Annotated in this window: 24 protein-coding genes; 8 read left to right on the top strand and 16 right to left on the bottom strand. The window is 52.6% G+C overall.

The genetic code is table 11. From position 1 onward, the window contains the following. Window positions 1–7: 7 nt before the first annotated feature. The 11 genes from NST43_RS00235 to NST43_RS00185 all read right to left on the bottom strand — a co-directional run bounded on the left by NST43_RS00235 (window position 8) and on the right by NST43_RS00185 (window position 10436). Window positions 8–604 carry a TerD family protein gene (locus NST43_RS00235; protein ID WP_036695598.1) on the bottom strand — a complete coding sequence of 199 codons (597 nt, stop codon included), beginning with the start codon at window positions 602–604 and terminating at the stop codon, window positions 8–10. 112 nt (window positions 605–716) lie between these two features. Continuing rightward, window positions 717–1163, bottom strand: a complete 447-nt coding sequence (locus NST43_RS00230; protein ID WP_036695597.1) for a tellurite resistance TerB family protein — start codon at window positions 1161–1163, stop codon at window positions 717–719. 257 nt (window positions 1164–1420) lie between these two features. Further along, window positions 1421–2143, bottom strand: coding sequence for an amino acid ABC transporter ATP-binding protein (locus tag NST43_RS00225; protein ID WP_209992915.1), 723 nt, complete (start codon window positions 2141–2143; stop codon window positions 1421–1423). A gap of 14 nt (window positions 2144–2157) precedes the next feature. Then, complete coding sequence (locus NST43_RS00220; RefSeq protein WP_209992886.1) at window positions 2158–2805, bottom strand: amino acid ABC transporter permease; 648 nt, start codon at window positions 2803–2805, stop codon at window positions 2158–2160. Window positions 2806–2902: 97 nt separating this feature from the next. Further along, window positions 2903–3718 (bottom strand): transporter substrate-binding domain-containing protein, encoded by an 816-nt coding sequence (locus tag NST43_RS00215; protein ID WP_339221761.1) that lies wholly within the window; start codon window positions 3716–3718, stop codon window positions 2903–2905. 222 nt (window positions 3719–3940) lie between these two features. Beyond that, window positions 3941–4816, bottom strand: coding sequence for an N-carbamoylputrescine amidase (aguB, locus tag NST43_RS00210; protein ID WP_209992884.1), 876 nt, complete (start codon window positions 4814–4816; stop codon window positions 3941–3943). A gap of 239 nt (window positions 4817–5055) precedes the next feature. Beyond that, complete coding sequence (locus NST43_RS00205; RefSeq protein ID WP_209992913.1) at window positions 5056–6090, bottom strand: agmatine deiminase family protein; 1035 nt, start codon at window positions 6088–6090, stop codon at window positions 5056–5058. A 152-nt stretch (window positions 6091–6242) separates the two neighbouring features. Beyond that, window positions 6243–6794 carry a phosphodiesterase gene (gene yfcE, locus NST43_RS00200; protein ID WP_209992883.1) on the bottom strand — a complete coding sequence of 184 codons (552 nt, stop codon included), beginning with the start codon at window positions 6792–6794 and terminating at the stop codon, window positions 6243–6245. 548 nt (window positions 6795–7342) lie between these two features. Further along, a complete protein-coding gene (locus NST43_RS00195; RefSeq protein WP_339221759.1) occupies window positions 7343–8827 on the bottom strand; it encodes a glutamate synthase subunit beta in 1485 nt (494 codons plus the stop codon). A gap of 293 nt (window positions 8828–9120) precedes the next feature. Then, entirely contained in the window at window positions 9121–10104 is a 984-nt protein-coding gene (locus tag NST43_RS00190) for a permease prefix domain 1-containing protein (protein WP_339221757.1), read from the bottom strand. A 5-nt stretch (window positions 10105–10109) separates the two neighbouring features. Beyond that, window positions 10110–10436 (bottom strand): PadR family transcriptional regulator, encoded by a 327-nt coding sequence (locus NST43_RS00185; RefSeq protein ID WP_036723569.1) that lies wholly within the window; start codon window positions 10434–10436, stop codon window positions 10110–10112. Between the two features lie 229 nt (window positions 10437–10665). Between NST43_RS00185 and NST43_RS00180 the strand changes: the two genes are divergently transcribed. Together NST43_RS00180 and NST43_RS00175 are read left to right on the top strand one after the other, a co-directional pair. Beyond that, entirely contained in the window at window positions 10666–11187 is a 522-nt protein-coding gene (locus NST43_RS00180) for a TetR/AcrR family transcriptional regulator (RefSeq protein WP_339221755.1), read from the top strand. A gap of 179 nt (window positions 11188–11366) precedes the next feature. Further along, complete coding sequence (locus NST43_RS00175; protein WP_339221753.1) at window positions 11367–12035, top strand: hypothetical protein; 669 nt, start codon at window positions 11367–11369, stop codon at window positions 12033–12035. A gap of 242 nt (window positions 12036–12277) precedes the next feature. Here the strand turns inward: NST43_RS00175 and pulA are convergent, their stop codons facing one another. Genes pulA through NST43_RS00160 form a run of 3 tightly spaced genes read right to left on the bottom strand, consistent with a single transcriptional unit; the run spans window position 12278 to window position 18376 of the window. Next, window positions 12278–14233, bottom strand: coding sequence for a type I pullulanase (gene pulA / locus NST43_RS00170; RefSeq protein ID WP_339221751.1), 1956 nt, complete (start codon window positions 14231–14233; stop codon window positions 12278–12280). 52 nt (window positions 14234–14285) lie between these two features. Next, window positions 14286–14906 (bottom strand): C39 family peptidase, encoded by a 621-nt coding sequence (locus tag NST43_RS00165; RefSeq protein ID WP_339221750.1) that lies wholly within the window; start codon window positions 14904–14906, stop codon window positions 14286–14288. Beyond that, a complete protein-coding gene (locus NST43_RS00160) occupies window positions 14903–18376 on the bottom strand; it encodes a PAS domain S-box protein (protein ID WP_339221749.1) in 3474 nt (1157 codons plus the stop codon). Before NST43_RS00160 ends, NST43_RS00165 begins: the two co-directional genes overlap by 4 nt. Window positions 18377–18678: 302 nt before the next feature. On the opposite strand from NST43_RS00160, the gene NST43_RS00155 reads away from it, so the two are divergent. The 3 genes from NST43_RS00155 (at window position 18679) to NST43_RS00145 (ending at window position 21329) form a co-directional block, all read left to right on the top strand. Then, window positions 18679–19506 (top strand): hypothetical protein, encoded by an 828-nt coding sequence (locus NST43_RS00155; RefSeq protein ID WP_339221748.1) that lies wholly within the window; start codon window positions 18679–18681, stop codon window positions 19504–19506. Between the two features lie 104 nt (window positions 19507–19610). Further along, window positions 19611–20717, top strand: coding sequence for a glycosyltransferase family 4 protein (locus NST43_RS00150; RefSeq protein ID WP_339221746.1), 1107 nt, complete (start codon window positions 19611–19613; stop codon window positions 20715–20717). Between the two features lie 285 nt (window positions 20718–21002). Further along, entirely contained in the window at window positions 21003–21329 is a 327-nt protein-coding gene (locus NST43_RS00145; RefSeq protein ID WP_036695584.1) for a P-II family nitrogen regulator, read from the top strand. Window positions 21330–21429: 100 nt separating this feature from the next. On the opposite strand, the gene NST43_RS00140 is transcribed toward NST43_RS00145, so the two are convergent. Next, window positions 21430–22671: a DUF445 family protein gene (locus tag NST43_RS00140; protein WP_209992871.1), complete on the bottom strand. Its 1242-nt coding sequence runs from the start codon at window positions 22669–22671 to the stop codon at window positions 21430–21432. A 256-nt stretch (window positions 22672–22927) separates the two neighbouring features. Between NST43_RS00140 and NST43_RS00135 the strand changes: the two genes are divergently transcribed. Next, window positions 22928–23797: a Cof-type HAD-IIB family hydrolase gene (locus tag NST43_RS00135; RefSeq protein WP_339221743.1), complete on the top strand. Its 870-nt coding sequence runs from the start codon at window positions 22928–22930 to the stop codon at window positions 23795–23797. Between the two features lie 37 nt (window positions 23798–23834). On the opposite strand, the gene NST43_RS00130 is transcribed toward NST43_RS00135, so the two are convergent. Beyond that, window positions 23835–23960: a hypothetical protein gene (locus NST43_RS00130; protein WP_339221741.1), complete on the bottom strand. Its 126-nt coding sequence runs from the start codon at window positions 23958–23960 to the stop codon at window positions 23835–23837. 136 nt (window positions 23961–24096) lie between these two features. Here NST43_RS00130 and NST43_RS00125 point away from each other — a divergent pair, with 136 nt between their 5' ends. Next, a complete protein-coding gene (locus NST43_RS00125; RefSeq protein WP_339221740.1) occupies window positions 24097–24552 on the top strand; it encodes an Imm30 family immunity protein in 456 nt (151 codons plus the stop codon). A gap of 365 nt (window positions 24553–24917) precedes the next feature. Further along, a complete protein-coding gene (locus NST43_RS00120; protein ID WP_339221739.1) occupies window positions 24918–25850 on the top strand; it encodes a serine hydrolase in 933 nt (310 codons plus the stop codon). The last annotated feature ends 154 nt before the right edge of the window (window positions 25851–26004 follow it).

Below are 26004 nucleotides of genomic sequence, written 5' to 3'. Positions count from 1 at the left end.
ATTGGATTTAGATATAGCGTTCTGCCAGCTGATTGATATGCGCTGCGTGGGCGCCTTCACCGATGGCGGCGAATTTCCACTCATCGCCATGACGGTACAGCTCACCGCAGATCAGTGCTGTGAAGCCTGTATAATTGTCTGTCAGATTAAACTTAACCAATTCTGCGTTGCCTGCCGCATTAATAATCCGGATATACGCAGATTTGATCATCCCGAAATCCTGCTTGCGGTTCACAGCATCGTAGATGTTGACTACAACCAGAACCTTATGGACATCGGCAGGAATCGACTTCAGATTCACATTAATCTGCTCGTCGTCCCCGTCTCCCTCACCCGTCAGGTTATCTCCCGAGTGAACCACGGAGTTGTTCGTATTCTGTTTGTTGTGAAAGCAGACGAGGTTCAGCTTATTGGTCAGCTTGCCGTTCTCATTCAGCAGCAGCGCTGAGGCATCGCAGTCCACGTTCGCCTGTTTCTTGACGCCAAAGAATCCTCTTGCCGGTTCGGCAGGGTCCCAACCCAGTCCTACAATTACGTTAGACAGTCCGGCATTGCCTTTGGTTAAATCGATCTTCTGACCTTTTACCAGATTAATTCCAGCCAACTTGAAGTACCTCCGTTTCCAGATAGAAGTGTGCTTGCGGGTGTTACATCAGTGATACGGCGATGAATCGCCTAAAGTTTCACCTAATTAGCAAATGGAATCCAGCCTGTAATTACAGGCTGAATTCGCTAGGGCTAAGTGACAGCACATTGCAGATATTCCGCACAACCGCTTTCTCATGCTCATCGAAGTCACCGTCAGCCGCACCAATCGCGGAGCATACGCCTACAATAACGCGGCCAATCTCCGGTTTGCTGCTGAACTTTGCAATCGCCTTGAGCGCTTCCTGCTTGCCGATTTCGGGCGAGAATTCGAAGTTGCTCACATAGAAATTAAACTGGGCGATGACATCCCTCATATCAAATACCTTAAGTTCATTGCTGAGATTCATGTACCCCGCCATCTTGTTCTTCTCGGATTCCTCAATCTTGCCGTCAGCCGCAGCCACCAGTGCGCAGCCTGCCACTACAGCATTCATGAAGTCTTTATTTTTAAATTTCTTAACCTGTTCTGTCAGTCCGTTTTTTGTCGTATTCAACCAATTTTTAAATGTGCTCATCGTATTCTCCTTCTATCATTATGGAATTATGACCAGCAGAAAGCCTATGCGGTCTTATTAAGCACCCTATCCTTGTCTGCCGGAAATATAAGGATAAATCATTATGCAGAACCTCTGTCATCCTTATACTTTAAAAAAAGATATCCCCGAGCCTCCTCCCCGCCACCCTGGGCAGCTATTCACGCTTGGACTTATTGCCTATTTCTTACTCTTCTAATATAACCGATTAAATAACAATATTCTACTTTGGGCGATTCTTACAGCACCTTGGACAGAAACTCCCGTGTACGCTCATGCGACGGGCTACCGAACAACTGCTCCGGCGCACCCTGCTCGACTATGGCCCCTTGCTCCATAAAAAGCACCCGGTCCCCCACTTCACGGGCGAAGCCCATCTCATGGGTCACCACAACCATGGTCATCCCCTCACGGGCCAGCTCCTTCATAACCGCCAAGACCTCGCCCACCATCTCGGGGTCCAGGGCCGAGGTCGGCTCGTCGAACAGCATGATCTTCGGCTCCATCGCCAGCGCCCGGGCAATCGCCACCCGTTGGGCCTGACCGCCGGAGAGCGAGGAAGGGTACATCTCCGCCTTCTCGCTAAGACCCACCTTCTGCAGCAGCTCTAATGCCTTCTGCCTTGCTTGATCCGCCGTCCATTTCCGCACCTTCATCGGGGCCAGCATGATGTTCTCGATCACTTTCCGGTGCGGAAACAGATTGAACTGCTGAAAGACCATCCCCAGCTCGGTACGGATATCGTTAATCCTTGTGCTCTTGGCCATCAAGGAAGTGCCTTCAATGATAATATCGCCCGCTTGCGGCTGCTCCAGCAGATTAAGGCAGCGCAGAAAGGTCGATTTGCCCGAGCCCGAAGGCCCGATGACGACCACAACCTCCCGGCTGTGAATGTCGACGCTGATATCCGTCAGTACCTGATGGGCACCGAATGATTTGTACAGATGCTTGACTGAAATAATCGGTTCCATAGGGGTTACACCTTCCGTTCAATATAATTAAGCAGCTTGCTGAGCGAATAAGTAAGAATGAAATAGATCAGTGCAGCGGTCAGATACGGCTCCCAGATCCGCAGGTATTGGCCTTTCATGGTATTGCTCCAGTACATAATCTCAGGGGCGGCAATCAGCGCCAGCAGCGAGGAATCCTTAACCAGCACAATGAATTCATTCCCGAACGCGGGAACCATCCGTTTGATCGCCTGGGGCAGAATAATGAAGCGCATCGCCTGCTGCCGGGTCATTCCGAGGGACAAGGCCGCTTCCCGCTGCCCAGAGTCGATGGACTGGATACCGGCGCGGAAGATCTCCGCAGAATAGGCGGCGGAATTGAGCGACAACGCCACGAATGCGCTCATCAGCACGTAGGTTTTGCCGTAGAACAACGGGATCAGCCCGAAGTGTACGATCAGAATCTGCACATAGAGCGGCGTACCCCGGAAGATGTTGATGTAGGCATGGAACGGCCAGCGGAAATACCATTTGGGCGCCATTTTACCGAAGCCGATAATCAGCCCCAGCAGGGAGCCGCACAGAATGGAGACCAGTGATACACCGATGGTGAACAAGGTCCCTTTTAGCAGAACCGGTAAATAATGAACGATGATGTCGAATCTGAAATCCATAGAATTCTTCCCTTCTCTTCTGCTTGTGGCTTGCTCAAAAAAAGAAGCACGCGCAATAGCAATCATTACGCATGCTTAGTTGTTCCCGGCCCTTTCGCTACTTCGCGTTCATTAGCGCCGCCGTGTCCGGCTCTTCGCCGAACCATTCCTTGTAGATCTCGGCATATTTGCCGTTCTCGATGACCTTCTTGATCGCCGGGTCCAACTTGGCCTTCCATTCACTGCCCTTCGGATACAGGATGCCGTAGTACTCAGAGCCGAAATTCTCCTTGTCGATAATGCCGGTCAGCTTCTCCTTCGGATTGTTCTTGATGTATTCGTTCACGATGGCGATATCCGCAACCACCGCATCCGCACCGCCGCCGTTCAGCTCCATCAGCGCTACCGCATTGCTGTCGAACCGCTTCAGGTTACCGTTGTCAATGCCCATAATGCCGCTCATCAGCTCATCAGCTGTGGTGGCTGCCTGAACCGCAACCTTCTTCCCCTTCAGGTCCAGGGCGGATTTGATGTCGCTGCCTTCTTTAACCATGATCATATTCGTAGATTCGAAATAAGGGATGGAGTAGTCATAGGTTTCCTTGCGCTCATCTGTAATCGATACCGAGGATACGCCCGCCTGGTATTCCGTGCCCTGCTTCACACTGGTCAGCATGGTATCCCAGCCTGTGCTCGTGACCGTGTAATCGATGCCGGCCTCCTCCATTACCGCCTTGATGAAATCAATGTCAAAGCCCTTGATCGTATCGGTATCCATATACTCCATTGGTGCATAACTGGCATCCGTAGCGATTTTGAGGCTTTTCCCGTCCGCACTGCCGCCTTTCGCATCATTATCAGAGCCACAACCCGCTATTGCCAAGACCAGGAGTGCCACCATACCTGACATCGCCCATTTTTTCCGGATTCCCATTCTCCAATCCCCCCACTTATTTGTAAAATAACTTAAGGAGATTTTATCAGATTAAAGTAGTGATGACAATTAACTTTATCTCATTGTGTTATATAACATTACATTATTATCGATATATTGTAACATCTCATGCAAAAAAGCAGCCAAAACGCCCCGGAGAGAGCTCCCCGGCAGCATCCTGGCTGCTTACTGAATGGTCAATAGAACCTATTAGCACATAATTTAGAAGGTCAGATCGCCGTCATAGGAAGCAATCAACCGGTACAGCTCTGGACGGCGATCACGGAAGATCCCCCATTCGATCCGGCCTACCTCAAGCGCATCCAGATCGAATTCGCTGACCAGCACGGTCTGCTCATCCCGTCCGGCTTCGACAATCTTGTTGCCCTGTGGACCAGCGATGAACGACGAGCCGTAGAAGTCAATGCTGGAATCCTCGTCAGTCTCCTTGCCGATCCGGTTGGAGGCCACGACAGGAATCAGGTTGGCGGCAGCATGACCCAGCATGCAGGTCTGCCAGTGATCCTTGGAATCAATCGACCCATCCTGCGGCTCCGAGCCGATGGCTGTAGGGTAGAACAGAATCTCCGCACCCATCAGGCTCATCACCCGGGCAGCTTCCGGGTACCATTGGTCCCAGCATACGCCAACTCCGATTTTGGCATAACGGGTATTCCACACCTTGAAGCCGGTATCGCCCGGGTTGAAGTAGAACTTCTCTTCATAGCCCGGACCGTCAGGAATATGGCTCTTGCGGTATTTGCCCATCACGGTTCCGTCCGCATCAATGACCGCCAGCGAGTTGTACCGCGCATAATTCTTCTTCTCATAAAAGCTGATCGGCAGCACCACGGCAAGCTCCTTGGCGATAGCCTTGAAGTGGTTCACCGCCTTGTTCTGCTCAAGCTCTGTAGCATAAGCATAGTAATCCGACTTCTCCTTCTGGCAGAAATACGGCGTCTCGAACAGCTCCTGCAGCAGAATAATCTGCGCGCCTTGGGCAGCCGCCTCTCTAACCAGTGTCTCCGCCTTGCGGATATTCTCATCAATGTCGCCGGAACAGCTCATTTGCGTCGCGGCTACTTTTACTTGTCTCATGGTTGTTCCTCCTTGTATGAACTTATAACACTTAGAACTCAAAGCTTGGTCGTCGCTGCGGTGAACATTTGGACTTCCGGCCGCTGTTGTCACCAGATTTCTTGATTTAATCGACTCTTCGCGGTTGAAATCCGGTGACAGCTGATGCTTCCGAAGCGAGCTTTCCTACGGAAAGCTTTCAGGCGGTCGCTAACGCTCCTACAGTTCCAAATTTCCCCTCCGCTTCTTTTCGCTTTTCGTTAAGCTCCATCCACTGCAGGCATCTGCTGGGTGGTGCAATGCACGTTCCCGCCTTCGCCGATCACGGCCATTCCGTTCACGGTACGGATTCTACGGTCTTGGAACAGTCCGGCCAGCGTCTCTTCAGCCAGCTTGTCCGTCTCAGCCGCTGTACCGCCGAAGACCGGCAGGATAATACCGCCGTTCACAAAATAAAAGTTCAGATAGCTCAGGGTCAGACGGCTGTCCTCATAATCTGTACGGGGCGGCTGCTGAATGCGGATAATCTCCAGCTTCCGGCCTTTGGCATCGACTGCCTGCTCGAGAATACGCAGATTCTCCTGCGTAATCGCATAGTTCTCATCCTGCGGGTTCTCGCAGACCTGGATAATCACCTTACCCGGTGCCGCGAAGCAGGCGATGTTATCGACATGCCCGTCCGTCTCATCCCCGCTGAGGCCGCGCTTCAGCCAGATGATGGACTCCGTCCCGGTATATTGCTTGACATAACCGGCAATCTCTTCGCGGCTCAGCTCAGGATTACGGTTCGTATTCAGCAGACATTCCTCTGTGGTCAGCAGGGTGCCCTCGCCATCCGTATGAATAGAGCCGCCCTCCATCACCAGCGGAGCATCGAACGCGCTGACCTCCAGGTGCTTCAGAATCTGCGGAGCCACCTCATCATCGAGATCCCAAGGCGAGTATTTGCCGCCCCAGGCATTGAACTTCCAGTTGACTCCGGCCAGCTTCCCACCCGGACCCGTGAGGAAGGTCGGTCCGTTGTCCCGCAGCCAGGCATCGTTGTGCCGGATCGGGAGCAGTGTGACATTATTTCCAAGCGCCAGCTTCTCTACCGCATCCAGCTCATCGGGATTGACGATAACCGTCACCGGCTCGAATTCGGCAATCGCACGGATAATCTCGGCATAGCCTGTACTGACCGCTTCATGATTATCAGGGTGTACCATAGAGTCCTTCACCGGCCAGGAAATGAAGGTCCGTTCATGCTTGGCCCATTCGGCCGGCATTGTATAGTGTAAATCACGTGGATGCATCATTTAGTTACCTCTGCTGTTTAGTTTTTGAAGCCGGGGATCTGCCCGCAAGCTCCTCACCCATCATACATTAATATGCCGGTGGGCTCAATTGCTGCGCAGCAATAATCCCTCTGGAAATATCCAGAGGGATTATTGTGGAAGCTGAGTTATTACAGCCTGATCTGCTTGATGATATTGCCGCTGAAGTCCTTAATGAGAAATTCCCCATTCTCCAGAACGCCGTAGGAGTTCGGGTTGTTCTCCTTCGGCAGTGCAATCGATCCGGGGTTGAGCAGGGTAATGCCGTCCTTCACCTCTGCCACCGGCAGATGCGTATGCCCCTGAATGAATACATCCTGCGGGGCCAGCGCCGGTAAGTGGTCGATGCTGAAGCCATGCCCGTGCGTGGCGTAGATTTTGCGGCCTTCATGCAGAATCAGTACATAGTCGCCCATCATCGGGAAGTGCAGCAGCATCTGATCCACCTCGGCGTCACAGTTCCCTCTTACCGCCGCCAGCGATTTGCCCGATTGGTTGTAAGCATTCAGCCTGTCGGCAACCCCCTGCGGATTATACCCCTCCGGCAGCGGATTCCTCGGTCCGTGATACAGGAAATCCCCCAGTATAACCAGCGTGTGCGGCTGCTCCTCCTCCGCCTTCGCCAGCGCCTGTTCCAGCCAGTACAGCGATCCGTGGATATCGGAAATAAACATCAGCTTCATGTAAGTGCTTCCTTTCTGTTGGTATAGTTTAATAGTATAGTTTAATGCCTGACTTCTGCTTCCGCCCTGACTGCTACCTCTAATGCTACCTCTAATCTTACTGCTGCTTATACACTAACTTCTACTATAACGCCTTGTGCCACTCCAGCTAAGACCCTCTGCCAAAATCCTGCCCAAAATGCAACATTCCGCTCAGCACTCCAATCCCAATCCACAATTGTTGTATAAAAGGCAGTATTCCTTCTCCTCCGGGCGAAATAGCAGGTTGAATCCTGCATTCTGTGCAACAATTCCACGTAAATTCTGCATATTTTCAGGTAGGAATTGCATTATGTGCAACATTAGATGCGAACGCTGCACGCCACGCACACCTGCATCCTATTATAAATGGTCAGCCGGGGCGTGTGAACGCAAAGCAAGACGCCCGGGAGGGCGTCTCTTGGCAGACATCGCTTGGCAGAACACGCCCTATCAGGCGTTCCTTAACAGGACGTCTCATAATGGAGCGAGCACCAAACTCAAACTCTCTCCCCTTATTCCGTCATACCTCAAGGCAGATTGGACGAGTCCATCAGGAAGCGGTCTACCTCGCGGGCGGCCTGACGGCCTTCGTTAATCGCCCACACCACAAGACTCTGGCCGCGCCGCATGTCACCGGCTGTGAAGACTCCCTCCACATTCGTTGTCTGTGCGCCGAACTCTGCCTTAACGTTGGAACGCTCATCGCATTCTACGCCAAGCTGTCCCAGCACCGTTTCTTCCGGTCCGGTGAAGCCCAGAGCCAGCAGTACCAGCTGGGCCTGAATGACCTCTTCACTGGCCGGTACTTCTACAGGGATCATCCGTCCATCCTCCGTGCGCTTCCATTCAATACGCACCGTGTGCAGCTCCTGTACATGTCCGCTTGCATCGCCGACGAAGCGCTTGGTATTGACCAGATAGCGGCGCGGATCTTCTTCATATAGAGAAGCTGCCTCCTGCTGTCCGTAGTCCACCTTCAACACCTTCGGCCATTCCGGCCAAGGATTGCCCGGCTGGCGGGTCAATGGCGACTGCGGCATAATCTCCAGCTGGATCACGCTGCGGCAGCCGTGGCGGATCGAAGTGGCTACACAGTCCGTTCCCGTATCTCCGCCGCCGATGACGACAACATCCTTGCCTGCCGCCGACAGATATTCCCCGTCATCCAGCCCGGAATCCAGCAGGCTCTTCGTATTCAGTGTCAGGAACTCCATCGCCTGATGGATGCCGCGCAGCTCCCGGCCCTCCAGCGGCAGGTCGCGCGCCTTGGTAGAGCCGCCGCAGAGGACGACCGCATCATGCTCCTCCTGTAATTGAGCTGCTGAAATATCCCTGCCAATCTCAGTACGGGTGACGAAGGTAACGCCTTCCGCAGCCAGCAGATCCACCCGGCGCTGCACCTTCTTTTTATCCAGCTTCATGTTGGGAATGCCATAGGTCAGCAGGCCGCCGATCCGGTCAGCCCGCTCATATACCGTTACACTGTGTCCCGCCTTGTTGAGCTGGGCTGCGCAGGCAAGCCCGGCAGGGCCGGAGCCGACGACGGCCACCTTCTTGCCTGTCCGGGTAAGCGGCGGCTCAGGAACGATCCAGCCTTCGGCAAACCCTCTATCTACAATCGCTTTTTCGATCGATTTAATCGTTACCGGATCGCCGTTCTTCCCTACCGTACAAGCGCCTTCACATGGCGCAGGGCAGACGCGTCCCGTAAATTCGGGGAAATTGTTCGTCTTGTGCAGGCGCTTCAGCGCGACCTGCCAGTTGCCGCGGTATACCATGTCATTCCACTCGGGAATCAGATTATGCAGCGGACAGCCGCTGGCCATTCCTGACAACATACGCCCGACATGACAGAACGGTGTTCCGCAGTCCATACAGCGGGCACCCTGCTCACGCAGCTGTTCTTCCTCCATCGGAACCGAGAATTCATTCCAGTTCTTAATCCGCTCCATAGGCTCGCATTCAGCAGGCGTCCGCCGCTGATATTCTATAAATCCGGTTGTTTTACCCATCCCTGTCATCCTCCGAGTCTCTCTGATTGGCCGCCGAAATGCAATAGACGGCATTCATGCCCACACCCGGCTCCAAAAAGAAACACACTCTTCTGTCACCGTCCGTTATTCTGTCACTGTAAAGCAGCGAAGCAAGAGGCTATAATGGGGCTTCAAATCACCCCGGTACAGGCTCTTGCACGGTTATCATAAGGGGAATAAATGCCTTCATATTACCACCTATCCGCAGGGAGGGAACATGAGCAATGTCACCTTTTTTATTAACGTTGTGTGGCAAATAGTGTACAGCAGACTCAGGCAGCATCTTTTTTCTTGAACATATTGTAGACCGAGCTGAACACCCCGAACAGAATCCCCGTTAACGGGAAGACGATCCAGTTGATCTCCCACTGGTCGAACACGAAACCGCTGACCAGAAAAACACAGGTAACCAGCGGCCAGATAATAGCGGCAACCGCACCGACAATCCGGTCCTCCTCCTTCTTCGCTTCACTGAAATCGCCTGTCTTCAACAGCTGCTGGTACGCACTTCGGATATTCCCGTAATACACGAAGAGGAACACGGCTACAGCCACCATTATCGGCAGAACGGCCACCCCGTAGGAGCTGAATTCATCTCCAAACGCAGAAGTTACAAAGATGGCAACCGGCGACAATACGCATAAACAGACACCCATGATGACTGACAACGTATACGTGGCGGCAAAGGCGGACTGTCTCTGCTTAATATACGCCTCCAGAGGATACGGCAGACTAAACCCGGACTCCATGTATTTGTATTTCTCCATTTTCGTGCCACTGTAGATGAATAACGCGATAGCAGGAACCAGGAGCAGTAACAGGGAGACCAACCCGATCATGCTCATCGCATCCTCAGAGAATACAGAGTCCATGAACCCGTTCTCCCCCAGACCTGAGATCAGGATAAGCAGCGCAGCGCCCAGCATAATCAGCCCTACGCCCCAGCCTACGAGCAGGCCGGATCTTTTTTTGGCAGCAATAAATCCCTCTACAGCAAGCTCATCCAGCATGGGCAGCATAGATAGTCCTTCCTCCTTACGAACCTCTCCAAGCCCCAGCTCGCTGACCAGCTCATCGATGTTGCCGAATTCGGAAATCACGATGCCCACCGCCTCATTCTCCGTCTTCCCTTCATGCTTCAGTTCATAGTATTTCTCTTCCATGTTGCCAAGCAGCTCCTGCTTCAGCATCACCATCTGTTCCGTTCTGGGCAGAGATGCGAACATATTGTTCAAATATACAATGATGGTATCCAAGTTCCTCACAGCTCCTTTATGAATTTGTTGATAACTTCCTGCGTGATCTGCCATTCCTCACATTTGGCCCGGTAGTAGGCAAGACCCTGCGGAGTGATGCGGTAGTAGGTGCGTCTTTTGCCAAACGTCTCATCCAGATAAAAGGAATCAATATAACCGTTCTTCTCCAGCCGGGTAAACGCCGAATAGAGAGTGGTTTCCTTCATAATGTATTTCTCTTCCGATAGCTTCCGTATATTCTTGGAAATCTCATAGCCGTAAGACTCCCCGTCCAGAAGCATGTAGAGGATCATCGTGTCGTTGTATCCCCTAATCACATCACTGCTGATCAATTGCCTGCCTCCCATACTTCATCTGTCGTAGTAATTAGGTTTATTGTAGCACAATTACTACGACAGATGAAGTAGTGTTTATGATGAATGGAGAATTATTTTTAAAAGCGGGTTTATGGGCGTTATCCGTGCATCGAGCTGTTAGCAAGAACAGAAGGATTGACAGAGAAATGTTTCTTTTATATGATTTATTTATCGCTCGATAAATAAACGATTGGAAATGATCATAATGGCAGCAAAGGAAGATAAGAAGCAAAAAATTATGGAAAGTGCCTTGACCTTATTTGCAGAATATGACTACTACAGGACAACAACTGCCATGGTAGCTAAAGCAGCGGGAGTTACACAACCCTACATTTTTCATTTCTTTGACAACAAAGAAGACTTATACATAGCTGTGTTAAAACGTGCATACGATCGAATTCATAACACTTTTATGGAAGTCGAAGCACCTGCTGATCAGCTGGTTGGCGCTATGGGCGCCAGTTTTTTTAACTTAATGCAGACACACCGTTCCGAAGTACTGATGGTCATGCAGGCTTACACCATATCGGAAGCGGGGATCAAACAACATTCTGCTAAGCTCTATACGACTATTTTTAACGAAGTGACTGCCAAATTTCAGAAAGCCAGGGTACCTGATGCGGAAGGAAATGCAATCCGTTTTATGAGCATAGGGCTGCTAGTCACGTTATCCGAGGTGCTTGATCTATCAGAAATAAAACAATCCATACAAATGACTAAAGAATGAAGGATGTGCAAGCAGCAAACGGATAAATTCCTATCTGTTACTGCTTGCAATTATTTTAATGAATATTTATTAATCAATAAATAAATAAAGGAGTGAGCTAATCGTGCCTACTATGTTCAACGAGTTGATGACATCTACCGGAGGGTGATATTAAAAATGTATTCTCGTTTGCAGCAGCATTGGGAATTTTTCTGTTATCCATTGCTGCTATCTTACCTTTTGCAGGCTTTACTGCTCGCAGGAGAAAAGTGATTCGCCGGCTTTTTATTGCTGCGGCTTCATACAGCTATGTAATTGAAACCCTGCAGAATTTCCGTGGCTTTAATCCCCGTTTCTCTAAAGTCGGCGGACCGGTGGTTACCCTTGCGGGAGCTTTATTTGGCGTCGTATCTCTTTCTTTTGTCGTCTCGGGTATCCTGCTTACTATTCAATTTTTGAGGATGAAAGCTCCATTATCGCGCCCTGTACTTATCAATGGTATCCGTTATGCCTTGCTGTCGGTATTCATAGCTAATCTGGCAGGAATGCTCATGATGAGTTTACAAGGCCGTTTTATCGGAGCTGGGGGCAATTATATTGTACTCCATGGAATTGGTCTCCATTCTCTCCAAACCCTGCTGTTACCCGCCTGGCTGCTGGAACATTCGAGTCTAGGGTCCGGCAAACAGCGTCTGCTCCTGCATACAGGTTGTATAGCTTGGCTGATGACCATTTTGTGTATAGCCGTACAGACCAGTCTTGGCCGTTCTATGTTAGAAGTTAGCTTGTTTTCGATACTTGCCCTCCTCTGTTTACTGGTTTGGCTGTTCACTGCCATTTCGGCTCTAATGTCGCGGGTGAGTGTTTGAGCCTAATCCGGCACGCCCCACTGCCTCAGCTCATTGTATTCGGTTTTTCGCATACATCCAGCCATTCACCCTCCCGTCTGCACATTGTAGTCGGTTTTTAGCACACATTCGGCCCACTCACCCTCCGTCAGCACATTGTGTTCGGTTTTTCGCATACATTAAGCATATTTCCGCCACAGCAAAAAACAGACTGCCCCGGCAGCCTGCTTCGGCGTGATACCTATAATCGCGATACCTATCAGTTAGTTCACAGCAAGTACAATCATGCCAATTCCTGCAGCGGTTAAAATGCCGCCCTCCAGCCCGCTGATCTGCTTCTCGCCGAATACAATGTCCCATGTACCCAGTTCGGGCAGCTTCAGGGCTGCACCCTCCGGGTTGGCATTGTACAGTATGTACAGATGCTCCGCAGAATCTCCTCCGGCATGATCGCGGAGTGTGAAAGCCACCGCCTGCGCCGGTGCGTCCTCGAAGACCAAATGGTCACGGATCTCCTCTGCGGTACGCAACCGGAAGGCGGGATGAGCCGCGCGAAGCGCGATCAGCTGCTTCATGTACGCTACTGATTCGGCATATTCCGCGCAGCGTTCCCAGTCCAGCCAGTTCACTTCCACTGGCGATTTATAGCTGTTCTCCACACCGTCCTTGGTCCGCAGGAATTCCTGTCCTGCATGGATGAACGGTATCCCCTGACTCGTCAGCACCATAGCCGAGGCCAGATGGTGCATAGCGCGGCGCTGCTCGTCTTCTGCTCCTGCCGTAGACAATACCAGCTTATCCCACAGTGTATGATTGTCATGGCACTCCACGAAGTTCACACTCTGCTGCGGCTCCTGGGCGTATTGCCCGAGGCCGGGCCCGTAGTAGATTGCTCCGGCAATGCCTGCCTTCACATTGCGCTCGAAGCCGAACCCGCCGCTGATGAAGCCCTTTTGGTCATGGAGGAATATATTCCCTTTGACGGCATCGCGGAAGCCGTCATTAAAATGCCCGATGCCCGGCATCTGATTGGCCTGGCACTGGTTGGCCCGAAGGTCCTCGGCCAGCTCCGTGTCCATCACCCAGCCTTCGCCTATCGTTATAATCGAAGGGTCCAGATCATCCAGACGACGGCGGATCTCGTTCATAGTCCCTACATCATGAAGACCCATCAGATCGAAGCGGAAGCCGTCGATATGGTATTCCCTGGCCCAGTACAGCACGGACTCAACGATGAAGCGGGACATCATCCTCCGCTCGGAAGCAGTATCATTCCCGCAGCCTGAGCCGTTCGACAACCGCCCGTCCTGCTTATACCGCAGATAATAGCCGGGAACCAGCTTGGTGAAGTTCACCCGGAAGCCGTCATAGACATGATTGTAGACCACATCCATGATGACACGCAGGCCGCGGTCATGAAGTGCCTGAATCATTGCCTTCAGCTCCCGGATGCGCAGGCCCGGAACATACGGATCTGACGCATAAGATCCTTCAGGAGCATTGTAATTCTTGGGATCATATCCCCAATTATAATGAGGCTCCGTAAGAAGGGTCTCATCTACGCTTTCTGTCGCATAATCATAGATAGGCAGCAGCTGCACATGGGTAACACCCAGACTGGCAATATGATCAAGACCGGTGGCAATGCCCTCAGGACCCCGGGTTCCGGCTTCTGCAAGGCCGAGGTATTTCCCTGTATGCTTAATCCCGCTGGCAGGATGAACCGATAAGTCACGCAAGTGAAGCTCATAGATCACCGCATCCACCGGGTCCTCCAGCGGCGGCTTATCCTGCGTCCAGCGCGCGGGATCGGTCTTGCGCAGATCCAGTATAGCCCCTCTGTCCCCGTTCACGCCGATCGCGCGGGCGTACGGGTCCACCGCTTCATTCCATAGCTCCCCGATACGCACCCTGTAGGTGTAGAACATTCCATCCAGATCGCCCGGAACGCTGAGTCTCCAGGTTCCCCGGACGTCTCGCATCATGGGTATCTGCCGCTGCGCAGCATCCTTCCAGGATGGATAGAGCACCAGCTCCGCTTCCTGGGCCGTCGGGGCCCACAGACAGAACGCGGAGCCGGACGCCGAATAGGTTAGGCCAAGATCCTCTCCGTCATAGCTGAACAGCTCATCGAAATTCCGGTCGAAGACGGAGATTCCGCTGGTAGCCGCCGGGTCCCCGTAATCAATCGGTTCCTTCATTTCCTTCTGTACTGACAAGGCATACCGCCTCCTTTACCCTTAACTAAATATACGGCAGAACTCCTGGGTTTTATTCAACTCTTCTTCTCAGGTTAAGCGACACCATCGTAAGTATTTTTTTATTCGCGGAATAGGAGATCTGCCGTTCTCTGCCCGGCGTATAGCCGCCGCCCGGATGCTGCATCCCGTTGTCATGGACAATCAGCGTGCAGGAGCCGTCCTCCTCATCCTCATAACCGATTCCCAGCACCCAATGATAGTCATACGCATATCTGCCCCGCCAACGGAGGCTGAACCACTTGTCGAATTTGAGCGCGACCGGACGCCCGGCATTAATCTCGGCCCGGTAGCGCCCGATATCATTGAACACGGATATCTTAATCAGGTCGGAGCGGTTACTTAAAAGCGGCAGGGCCGCGCCAATGTACGCCCGGAGGCCTCTGACAAAGCCGCGTGTGCTCATGCCCCACGGCGTCCCGCCATGATGGGTGTAGATGTAATTGATATGCGCGGCCATGGAATCAAAATGGCGGATACCCGGAATAAACGTCCGGCCCATTTGCGAATGCCAATATTCCAGAAGAGCGGCCATGGTCGCCGGCCCGCAGGCTGAAGAAGGCGAGGCTACGCCTGTCTCCCACTGTGTATACGCCTTCGCCTTCAGCCGCTCCCCGGCAGGCGTCCGGCTCATAGGGATACCCTATGGCTGCAATGCTCCAGCACCCGGTCAATATCGGCAGCCAGGAACGGCTTGCTGACAAAGTCATCCATGCCCGCCGCGTAGCAGCGCTCCCGGTCCTCTTTTCGGGCATACGCTGTCACAGCTGCAATATACGGCTGGTGCGGAGCAGGCGCCTGTTCGCGGATTCTGGCCGTTGCCGTAAGCCCGCTCATCCCCGGCATCTGTACATCCATGAATACCAGATCATACCGCTCACGGAGCACTGCCTGCACCGCCGCTTCGCCATGATCGACCAGATCGGCGGCATAGCCTCTTTTGTCCAGCATAGTCACCAGCAGCTTCTGATTCACCGGATGATCCTCCGCCACCAATATACGTAGAGGCCCGAATTCAGCAGCAGATTCGCCTTCTTCCGGGATGCTAATCTGTTCAGAGGCCGACGCCGGATCAGAGACGAGCACCGTATCCTCCCAGTTGCCTTCCGATTCCAGCTCCATATCTACAGGCAGGATGAAATAGAAATTAGATCCTTCCCCGACGACACTCTCGACCGTGATGGCACCGCCCATCAGCTCCACCAGCTTTTTGCAGATCGCCAGGCCCAGGCCGGTTCCCCCATACTTGCGGTTAATGGACGGGTGCAGCTGCGAGAAGGACTGGAACAGCAGCGGCTGCTTCTCAGGAGGGATGCCAATACCTGTATCAGCCACGCTGAATTTGAGCGTCAGCTTCCTGCGGTCCCTGCTATATTCTCTGCTCAGCAGAATGGAGACTTGTCCTGTCTCGGTGAATTTCACGGCATTGCTGACGAGATTCACCAGCACCTGGCGCAGCCGGGCCGCATCTCCCATAATCAGCTCCGGCACATCCGCAGCCATGCGGCAGGACAGCTCAATATTCTTTTCACGGGCCTTCGGCATGAACAGCTCCGTGATATTGTCGAGCAATTCCGCCAGACTTACCGGCTCGTGGGTAAGCGTCATTTTACCGGCTTCGATTTTGCTGAAATCCAGAATTTCATTAAGAATATATAACAGGGATGTACTGCTCTCGCTGATAATCTGAGCATATCCCCGTTGTTCTTCCGTCAATTCCGTCTCACTCAGCAGATCGGTCATGCCCATAATTCCGTTCATCGGTGTACGCAGCTCATGGCTCATGATGGCGAGAAATTCCGATTTGGCCTGGTCCGCCTTCTCCGCAAGCTCCTTGGCTCTGATAATCTCCTTCTCCCCGGTAGTGTCACGGAAGACAACGACCGCTCCCTTGCGCTCGCCCTTGTCGAACAGAGGGGTAACCTGGTACTCGGCCAGGAAGCTGGAGCCATCCTTGCGCCACAGCACCGCATCCAGGCTCTGATGGGCTTCTCCTGCCCGGACTGCCCGCATCAGCGGAGACTCCTCCGGCCGGTAATGGTTGCCGTCAAGCGCGGTCTGCTGGATGGGGTCCAGGTAAGGATGCCCGGCAATCTCATCACATTCGAAGCCCAGCATATGCGCCCCCGCAGGATTAATAAAGGTGACCCGCCCCTCGTTGTCCAGACCAAATATTCCTTCGGACACGGCATTGAGAATCAGGGTATAATCATTGCTCAGCTTCTCGATCTGCTCCGTGTACCTGATATGATCTGTAATATCGCGGGAGATCCCATACACCCCTACCACCTGACGATCCACAACAATAGGAATATTAATCGCATTGATCTCCACCGGATGCCCGTCTTTGTGGATCAGCGTCAGATCGTAGCTCTGCGGCTCTCCCTGGCTGGCCAGGGTGAAATGATGCAGCGTCTTTTGAATATCTTTGTCAGCTACCAGCGGTCCAAAATAATTACCCAGCAACTCCTCCAGCGAGTAGCCGGTCAGCTTCTCCAGATTGGCATTCGCCGTCAGATAGTCCCCCTGCAGATTCATGGAATACACCGCCGCAGGATTATACTCGAACAGGGATTTGTAGCGTTGCTCATTCTCCTGCAGCTTCGATTCGAATTGCTTACGTTCAGTAATGTCACGGCCTACCGCAATAATCTCTGTCTTCCGGCCCTGCGCATCAAAAATATAACGGCTGTTCGTTTCAAACCAGACATAGGTACCGTTCTTGTGGCGGTAGCGGTAGGAGGCCGGGGGAATCAATCCCGAATCTTCACTCTCCGCCATCTGATTCAGAATCATCTCCAGATCATCGGGATGCAGGTAATCGTAGGCACTGGTGCCGATCATCTCTTCAGGCTCATAACCGAGCAGCGACCGGCTGGCCGGCGAGCAATACAGGAAGATGCTGTCCTTAATCGCATGACGGGAGATCAGGTCAAGGGAATTCTCCGACATCAGCCGGAAGTTCCGTTCACTCTCCCGCAGCTGCTCCTCCATATGCATACGCTCGGTAATATCCTGCATCATGCCGAACAGCTGGGCTGGCCGGCCCTCCGGTCCCAGGATGACATCCCACTGGACATGCACCATCAGGACCTTCCCATCCGGCAAAATCATCCGGTAAGCCGTATTCCCCGGCTCCCCTAGTCCCATAGCCCGTTCTACGGCCTCCTGCAGAATCCGGACATCCTCCGGATGCACCAGTGCCAGGAAGGCCTCCTGATTCACTTGGCCTGTCTCCACACTATATTGCAGAATACGCCGCAGTTCGTCGGAGAACGTGACTCTGCCCTTCACCAGATCCCAGCCCCATGATCCTATTCGCGCCACCCGCTGCGCGGACGCAAGGGCCTCCTCGCTATGCTTGCGCCGGGTCACGTTACGCCCGATCCCCATAATCCGTGTGATCTCACCCTTATCGCCCCGGATCACATGGAAGGACGTCTCGAACCATAGATATTGGCCCTCCTTGTGGCGCAGGCGGCGGATGGAGATATCGTTCTTCAGCAAGCCGCCGGAGCTGTTGACGGCTTCAACATCCTCCAGGTGATAGAATTCTGCGCGGTTCCTGCCGATAACCTCCTCCGGATGATACCCGATCTGGGAATAGGAGGACGGCGATATGAAGGTTATCGTCCCGTCCGGCAGGGAGAAGGAGATCATGCTCTGATCGTCTTTTATGAATAAATTGTACAGATCGCGGCTGTCTACGGTTAGCTGGTCTGCAATTCTACTGTCTGTTACATCCTGTGCATATACAATAACAGTCCGGCCGGATGGCTCCTCTTGCGCCGGAATGAAGGTCAGGGAGAGCCAGAACGGATGCCCGTCACGGCCGGAGAACCGCTGATCCACCTGGAGAGGCTGTCCTTGCTGCTGTGCAAGCTCTGTCCCGATTCGCTGAATAGAGAATTCATCTTGTAGATCCCTGCCAGCCCCCGATAGAGTCCCTGAGAGAAACTCAGCCTCAGTACAGCCCAGCATATTGCAAAAAGCAGGATTAATCTTCATCCATCTGCCTCCTTCCGGAGACCATACAGCCATCCCCACCGGAGATAACTGGAAGGTTTGATCGAGAATGCTGTTATTACTAGCCAGGTTATCCATCACCTAAGGCCTCCTTCATCTTGGGGCTGTCGCTTCTGCAGACCCTCTGTTGTGCTTCACTTGCCGTTCTTCCATCACAGTATACGATAAGACTGTCACGGATTGAAATGAACGTCCTCCCCCTTGATGCTCATAAGTTAAAATTGATAATATTGACAAAATTAAGACATTATCTCTATAATAAAAAGCAAAACTATCTTCGTGACTCATTACGCTGGAAGCACCCGTAATAGAGGCCTGTTGGCCTTTACTGCGGGTGCTTTCTTTGTGTTTCGGGACATGGAGACAAGCGGAGGAATGTAATGAACAAACTGTATAAGCCCAGTTGTCTGCTGCTGCTGTCCCTCTTGATTGTCCTTACCCTTAGCTTCCCGGCCGGTCCAGCTTCGGCAGCGGCGACGGTGATTACCTCATCGGTTCAGGCTTCCTTTGACCTGACTGCTGCTAAGGCGGACAGCACTTCACGCGCACGGATGAAGAGCCAGTTCACAGAGCTGACCGCCCTGTCTGCTGGGTATGACAGCCGGGAGGTGCAGATCAGGACGCTTCATGATCAGAATGCAGAAGCGCTGAATGCAGTCCGGGAGTCCATCAAGAATATGGATCAGGCATCCATTACCCGGCTGAGCGCCGCCGTCAGCAGTGCCAAGCAGCGTTATCAGCCGCTGTTCGATCAATATAGCGCGCTGAACAAGCGGATCTCCCTGCTCAAGGGACTGAAGGACAAGACGCTGAATTCCGTCCTGAAGGCCCAGTCGGAAGCCATGAAGCTGCTGGTCCAGATGGCCCGCCAGGAGATCCGCGACAAGGAAGCGCTGCTCAAGGCCGCCAAGGATACCCGTACGCGCCGGATGGCCGCCGCCCGCAGGACCCTGGCCGGCATTGACAGACCGCAAAGCTTAATCAAGTCACAGAAAAGCGCAGGCTCTGCCCTGAACAAGCGGCTAACGGCAGACTGGAGCGACTTCAAAGCGGCCATCCGCAAGCAGAATCCGGCTCTTGCCGGACAATCCTTATCTTCTATGGTCTCCGGGTACAAGCAGATCGCGGCGGGGAAGCTGAAGATCCTGGAGTATGAGCAGACGATTGCCGGAGTCATTGCCGCTACGCTTAGACAGACAGGCAGCTAAGCCGCAGATGGCCGCTCCCTGCTTGCTCCTGTATCTTCTGCACGCCTGAACGCATATGTTAGGTTAAGAACCCTATCTACTATGCAGCGGGAGGAGCAGCTACAATGCACATCTGCATGATTGCACCGGAGCAGTTCACGGTTCCCGGGGACGGCTCGGTGGAGATTTGCATCTGGAATATCGCCCGGAGGGTGGCCAAGAGACATAAGGTAACCATTGTGAGCCGAAGAGCCTCTGGGCTTCCAGACACGGAAGAGATAGAGCAGGTCAAGTTCATCCGGCTGCCCTCAGGCACCCCTTCCCGGTACCGCAGCTCCGTTCTTACGTTCCTGGAAGCTGCCGAGCCGTTCGACCTTATTCAGATCGATAACCGGCCGCGGCTGGCGGCGGCTGTGAAGCGGCAGTACCCCGGCACTCCGGTGCTGATATTCCTCCACTCTCTCACATTCGTCCCGCAGGAGCCCGGTATCTCCCGCAGCCTGGCCCTGGCCGATGCCGTCACGGTCAACAGCAGCTCCCTGGAGCAGCGGCTTATCCGGAGATTCCCCGGCATCCGCAGCAAGCTCCGCGTAGTTCCTCTGGGAGCAGACCTGTCGCGCTTCACCCCTGTGTCTGCGCAGGAGAAGGCGCGTCTGCGCACGCTGCATGGTATTGGCCCCGGCTTCACAGTCCTGTTCGTAGGCCGGGTCATTCCGCGCAAGGGAGTGCCTGTACTGCTCCGCGCCATGCACCGCCTGAACCGGCATATGCCTGCCCGGCTGCTGATTGCAGGCAAGGGGAAGCCGCCATATCTCCGGCAGCTGAGAGCCCTTGCCCGGCGTCTCGGCGTACAGGTGTCTTTTCTCGGCAATATTCCTCATGAGGATATCCATAGTATGTATCAAGCCGCCGACTGCTTCATCTGCCCATCCCAGCAGCATGAAGCCTTCGGGCTGGTGAATGTGGAGGCTATGGCCTCGGGGCTGCCGGTTATTGCCTCCAGCAACGGCGGAATCCGGGAGATTATCGATTCGGGCCGTAACGGCTATCTGGTGAAGCAGTACAGGAACCCTGCTGCTTTTGCCAGCCGTATGCTGCAGATCGGCCGCAATCCGGACCTTGCCGCCAGGATCGGACTACAGGGAAGAAGCGATGCGCTGCAGATGTATGAGTGGCAGCACACCGCAGAGCTGCTGGAGAATATTTATTTGAAGCTGGCGGGATCACGGTAACCAGAGGAGGCTTTCTGCTTGAGGGCTACTCAGGTTAATGAAAGGGCATAACACTTTACCTTACAGTGCTTTCCTCGAGAGCGGACAGTGCCGAACTGTAAGCCCAGTCAAGATGCGACAATGTGTCATACGGATTTTGTGATCCTTCTCGCAGGATGCAGCCGAGAGTTAATAATATACTACACATGTAAGCGTTGCCATTAAACAAATGCACTGTACAGTAAGCCACCGAGATATTGGCAACCCCCTACAACCTATTATTCGCTGTAGAAAGGGTGCATCGTTATGTTAATGATCAAAGCTATCGTAAGACCTGAGAAAGCGGATGACGTGATGGCCGAATTGCTGCTGGCCGGCTTCCCCTCCATCAGCAAAATGGATCTGCTCGGGCGCGGCAAGCAAAAGGGCATTCAGGTCGGAACCAACCATTACAATCAAATCTCAAAAAAACTGTTGATGATCGTCATTCAGGATGAAGACAAAGATGACGTCATCAGCATTATTATGCGTACGGCCAGATCCGGTGAGCATGGCTCCTTCGGCGACGGCAAAATCTTTGTCCTGCCGGTACAGGAGGTTTTCACCATAAGCAACGGCAAGAACCAGCTATAGGGCGTCTATGAAAGAGGCAGCAAAGCATCCCCCCGCTCTCCGTCATCACGGACGACCGGGGACTGCCTTGCTGCCTTTATGAATTCCTGATATAGCAATCTCAGATCAGCTGGATGACAGTAAGCACCAGCCCGACCACAAAGCCGCAGACGGCCCCGTTGACACGAATCCACTGCAGATCCTTGCCGACCTTCTCCTCCAGCATATTCACCAGAGCGGCATCGTCCATCTGATCGAGGTTCTCCTTGACCAGTTGCCCGATCCGGTAATGATTAGCTTCCACGAAGGAGATTAGCGTCCCGCGAATCCGGTCCTCCGAGGTCTGAATCCATTCCTTCTCCTGGCTAACCCGCCGGACCAGCGCGGCATACAGCGAGAACAGCTTGCGCCCGCCCCGGCCCCGGTCCTCTTCCAGCAGCGTAACCGCCTTGCCGCGCAGCCCTTGCAGCTGCTGCAGCACAAATGCGGCGGCCGCTTCCCCTTGAAGCTCATTCAGTGCCCAATTCTTCAGCGAGGCAATCCGTTCTTCATCGCTCAGCAGCTGGAACAGAGCCACCCGGATCTCCCGGATGACCTCCTCCCGGTAGGGGCTATCCTCTTCCTTAAAGTCACGGATCGTTGACTGCACCATACCCTGGAGCATTTCCCCCAGCATATCGGCATCCACGAACCCGACGAAGGCCTGGAAGGCCATCCCCTTCAGTCCGCCCAGCTTTACCTCAGCCAGCTTCTCACTTGCAATCTTGCCCAGCATGGCCCGCGTCTCCGGGCGTCCGCTCCAGGCGGAGATCCCCTCCAGCGCAAAATCAAGGGCTGCAATGTCCTTGCCCTCATTCATCAGGCTGGTGGCAATAGTGTCTGCGGCGACTCCGAGCTTAGCTTCACGCAGATAGCTTGCCGCTGCCGATTGAATATACGGAACGGCCTGCTCTACCGGAAGCCGCAGTACGAAGCCCTTCAGCTGCTCCAGCACTTCCTGCCGCGCTTTTTTTCTGGAGAAGAACCGGGTCAGCACGGCAGCTCCGAGCGAGACTATATTGAAGGTACGCAGCTTATTCTCAATGCTCTCCTTGTTCAGCAGCTCATTCTCCATCGCAGAGATCAGGGATTGGATCAGCTTATCCCGGTTCTTCAGCAGCAGCGAGGTATGCGGAATTCTAAGGCCCAGCGGGTGACGAAACAGCGCCGTCACAGCAAACCAGTCGGCGATTCCTCCGACCAGACCTGCCTCGAAGCCCCCTCTCAGCAGAATAACTGCCAGATTCTCCGGCAGAAACAACGTGAACAGAAAGCCGCAGGCCATAATAGCCAGAGAGATCGTAGCTAAATTTCTGGATTTCATCAGTATCTTTTCCCCCTTACATAGCGACCCCATGCCGCTAGCATCCCGGGCATCGTCCCTTTCACATGCAGAAGACGAACCAGGCTGTCAGGTTACAGGTCTGCCTTACATTGTACCACGTGAGTACTCTTTTCTGAAAATCCGTCACGCTGTATGCAGCAGGAGGCTGTTCTGTAATACTATAGATGAACACTTTAATTTTAAGTTTCCGAGTAAATAATGATAAAATAAACAGATAGAACAGGAGATCAATCACATGCTTATTGCACTGGATATGGACGGAACACTGCTCAATGCGGAGGGTGAAATCAGCAACGAGAACAAAGAAGCTATTCTTCAAGCACAGCGCCTGGGGCATATCGTGATTATCGCTACAGGCCGGTCCTACATGGACGCTGAGCGGCAGCTGCGGCTGGCTGATCTGGAGTGCCCTGTGGTGAGTCTTAACGGTGCTGTGATCACGCTGGCTGACCGGACGGTGGCGGCAAGCACTCCGCTGAATAAAGAGGATATTATCCCCGCGCTGCGCTGGCTGAATGAAATTCCTGAATTGTATTACGAGGTATACACTGAGGATAACGTATATGTGGAGCTGGACAAGCGGGTACAACTGGAAAAGCTGGCTGCTCATAAGGATACTGAGGTTCCCGAGGAACTGGCCTGGCTGCTCCAGGCGATGGTAGACCAGCAGTTCCAGCAGGCAGCGGTAACCTATGTGGAGAAGATGGAGGACGTCTGGAGCAAGGAAGAGAATCTGATCTATAAGACACTGGTTTTCTCGCTGAACCGTGAGCTGCTGAAGGAAGCCTCTGTGCGGTTCGCCGCCATCCCCGGACTGATTATTACCGCATCGCATGTCAACAATATCGAGATCAACCATGAGGAAGCAAATAAGGGCGCCGGTGTAAGCATGCTCGCTGCCCATTACGGGATTCCTGCAGAGCAAGTGGCGGTGATGGGCGACAGCTACAATGATCTGCCTATGTTCGAGATGGCGGGGTACAAGATTGCCATGGAGAATGCCGCACCCGTGCTGAAGCAGACCGCCGACTTCATTACATTAAGCCATACGGAGAATGGTGTAGCGGCGGGACTGCGGCATCTTCTGGATAAGGAACAAGCGTAGCGACAGCAAAACAGCCTTCGCATGAAGGCTGTTCCTGTTAGTGGCGGTCGGTTCCTGAGCGCCGAAAGCATAATAATGAGATGGCGCCCAGGTTGACTGCCAGATATAGAATGAGCGTCAGCCGTTCGGCATTGGTTAATTCCATAAGCACCGGAATAAACATGATATCCCTCCATACCTCACTTCTATTTGTACATCTGTTATAATCAGCTAGTCCTATGTCCAATATATTAGCCTTATCTGTCAAAAATTGGACTTTATGATAAATGGCGTTATTTTCTGCTGGGAGGAATTACTCTATGAACCTATACCCCGGGATTGCCCGGCTATATGAGAACCGGCTGCTGCGCACCGAGTTGGAATGCGAGCAGTTCGATCAGGCACTGGAGGGTCTGGCCGGTGATACGGAGGATGCCGTCATTCACCAGATCTTCAAAGTATTCGATGATGATACGGAGCAGGAAGAGGTGATGTTCAGCCTTGTTCATTTTGTGGAGAGTGTCCAGATGGAGATGTATCTGACCCAGCTGCTGGAATCACTGCCGGAGATGCTGGAGCATGCCCGCAACTGGGCGATTGTGCTGAATCAAAGAATTCTCCAGGACGACACTTTCCGCAGGGATTACGCTGAGATCGCTGTGCGCATGCCGCCACGAATCAAGCAATGTCTGATGTTCCTGCTGGAGGAAATCAAGGAAGATAAGCCCCGGTTATTTGAGCGTAAGGTGAATTACATTCTCTCCAGACTGAAGTAAGCCGGGATTCAAATTGCTGTCCTATTCTTCAAAATCGAGGTTCACCGGTTCCGGGGGAAGACTATCCTCCACACCAGTTTAGAAAATCCTACTAATTGAACTCGTTTTTTATAAATTTTCGGTAACAATTCTAAGAGATGCTCCAAGGAAAAAAAGGCTTTCTTGTCGAATACTATAAAGTTGAGAGTTCATCCTTTATTCTCGGTGTTGCGTGTGGTAACCTAACACTTCGAGATTTGGGAAGGTTCTCATTTTTTTAACACCAAAAAACTCAGTTGCAGCAAGGCTTTGGAATTAAGTAACTTACTCGTAAGACTAAACAAATTCCAAATACTCTTAACTTTACAGCTGGCGGAGGCGGAACAATGAACATTGTACTATTAGACGACTTGGTAGCATCTTCGAATGAACAGAATCTCCGTGTTTTGAACGTGGTGGTCAGACAGAACGGCGAGCTAATAGCCAGGCATGATTTTGAGGAGGAACAGACGCACTTATTATATTCTGCAAGCAAAACTTTTACTTCCATGGCTGTGGGGATTGCCGCTCATGAGGGTTACTTCAAACTCGATGATATTATTGTAGATTTTTTTCCGGAATACTTAAATGCCTGTACTCACGATACAGAATTTCTGAAGCGGATCACGATTCATCATTTGCTGTGTATGGGGACCGGGCATGCAGAATGTCCCGTTTACAAAGCAGATTGGAGAAGTGGGCACAAGTGGGATATTTGTGAGTTGTTTTTTAATGAGCCGTTTGTCTTTGAACCGGGGACTCATTTTACCTATGATAATTCAGCCACCTATATGCTCTCTAGAATCATTAGCAGCACTACCGGCACTAACTTGGATGACTACCTGTATGAGAAAATATTCCGGCCGCTTGATATCCCCAAGCCTGAGTGGGACAAATGCCCCCTGGACTTCCCCCAAGGGTTCTCGGGATTACACTTAACCGCAGAGCATTTATCCAGATTCGGACAGCTGCTCCTGGACAAAGGGGCTTGGAATGGACAGCAGCTCATTCCTTCAAGTTATGTGGAACAAGCGACTTCCGTTCAGATAAAAACAGATGATTTCACCCCTGACTTTGCTACAGCAGACCATCAGCAGGGCTATGGATATCAGCTATGGATAAACTCCTATCCTAACTCATACCGTCTCGACGGATTGTATGGTCAATATGTTGTTGTGCTGCCGGATAAGAACGCAGTGGTAACCTACGTATCTGATGAACCTGACCATATGACCGGGATTCTTGAGATGACCTGGGACACGTTAGTGGATAAGCTATAAGGCTACATAGGGAAAATTCTTGGAATACATCCGGAATAGGTTTCAGTGGACGTCCGCGCTTGCTGTAAACGGGTTTCTTCGGTGGCTCATTCACAACCTTCTGCTCAGGCTCGGTAAGTTCGAACTGAAGTTGCTGGGCCACCGGAGCTTCGCT

It is taken from the genome of Paenibacillus sp. FSL H8-0332 (assembly GCF_037963835.1).
Lineage (GTDB): Bacteria > Bacillota > Bacilli > Paenibacillales > Paenibacillaceae > Paenibacillus_AQ > Paenibacillus_AQ rhizoplanae.
This window is presented reverse-complemented; position numbering and strand designations above follow the sequence as displayed.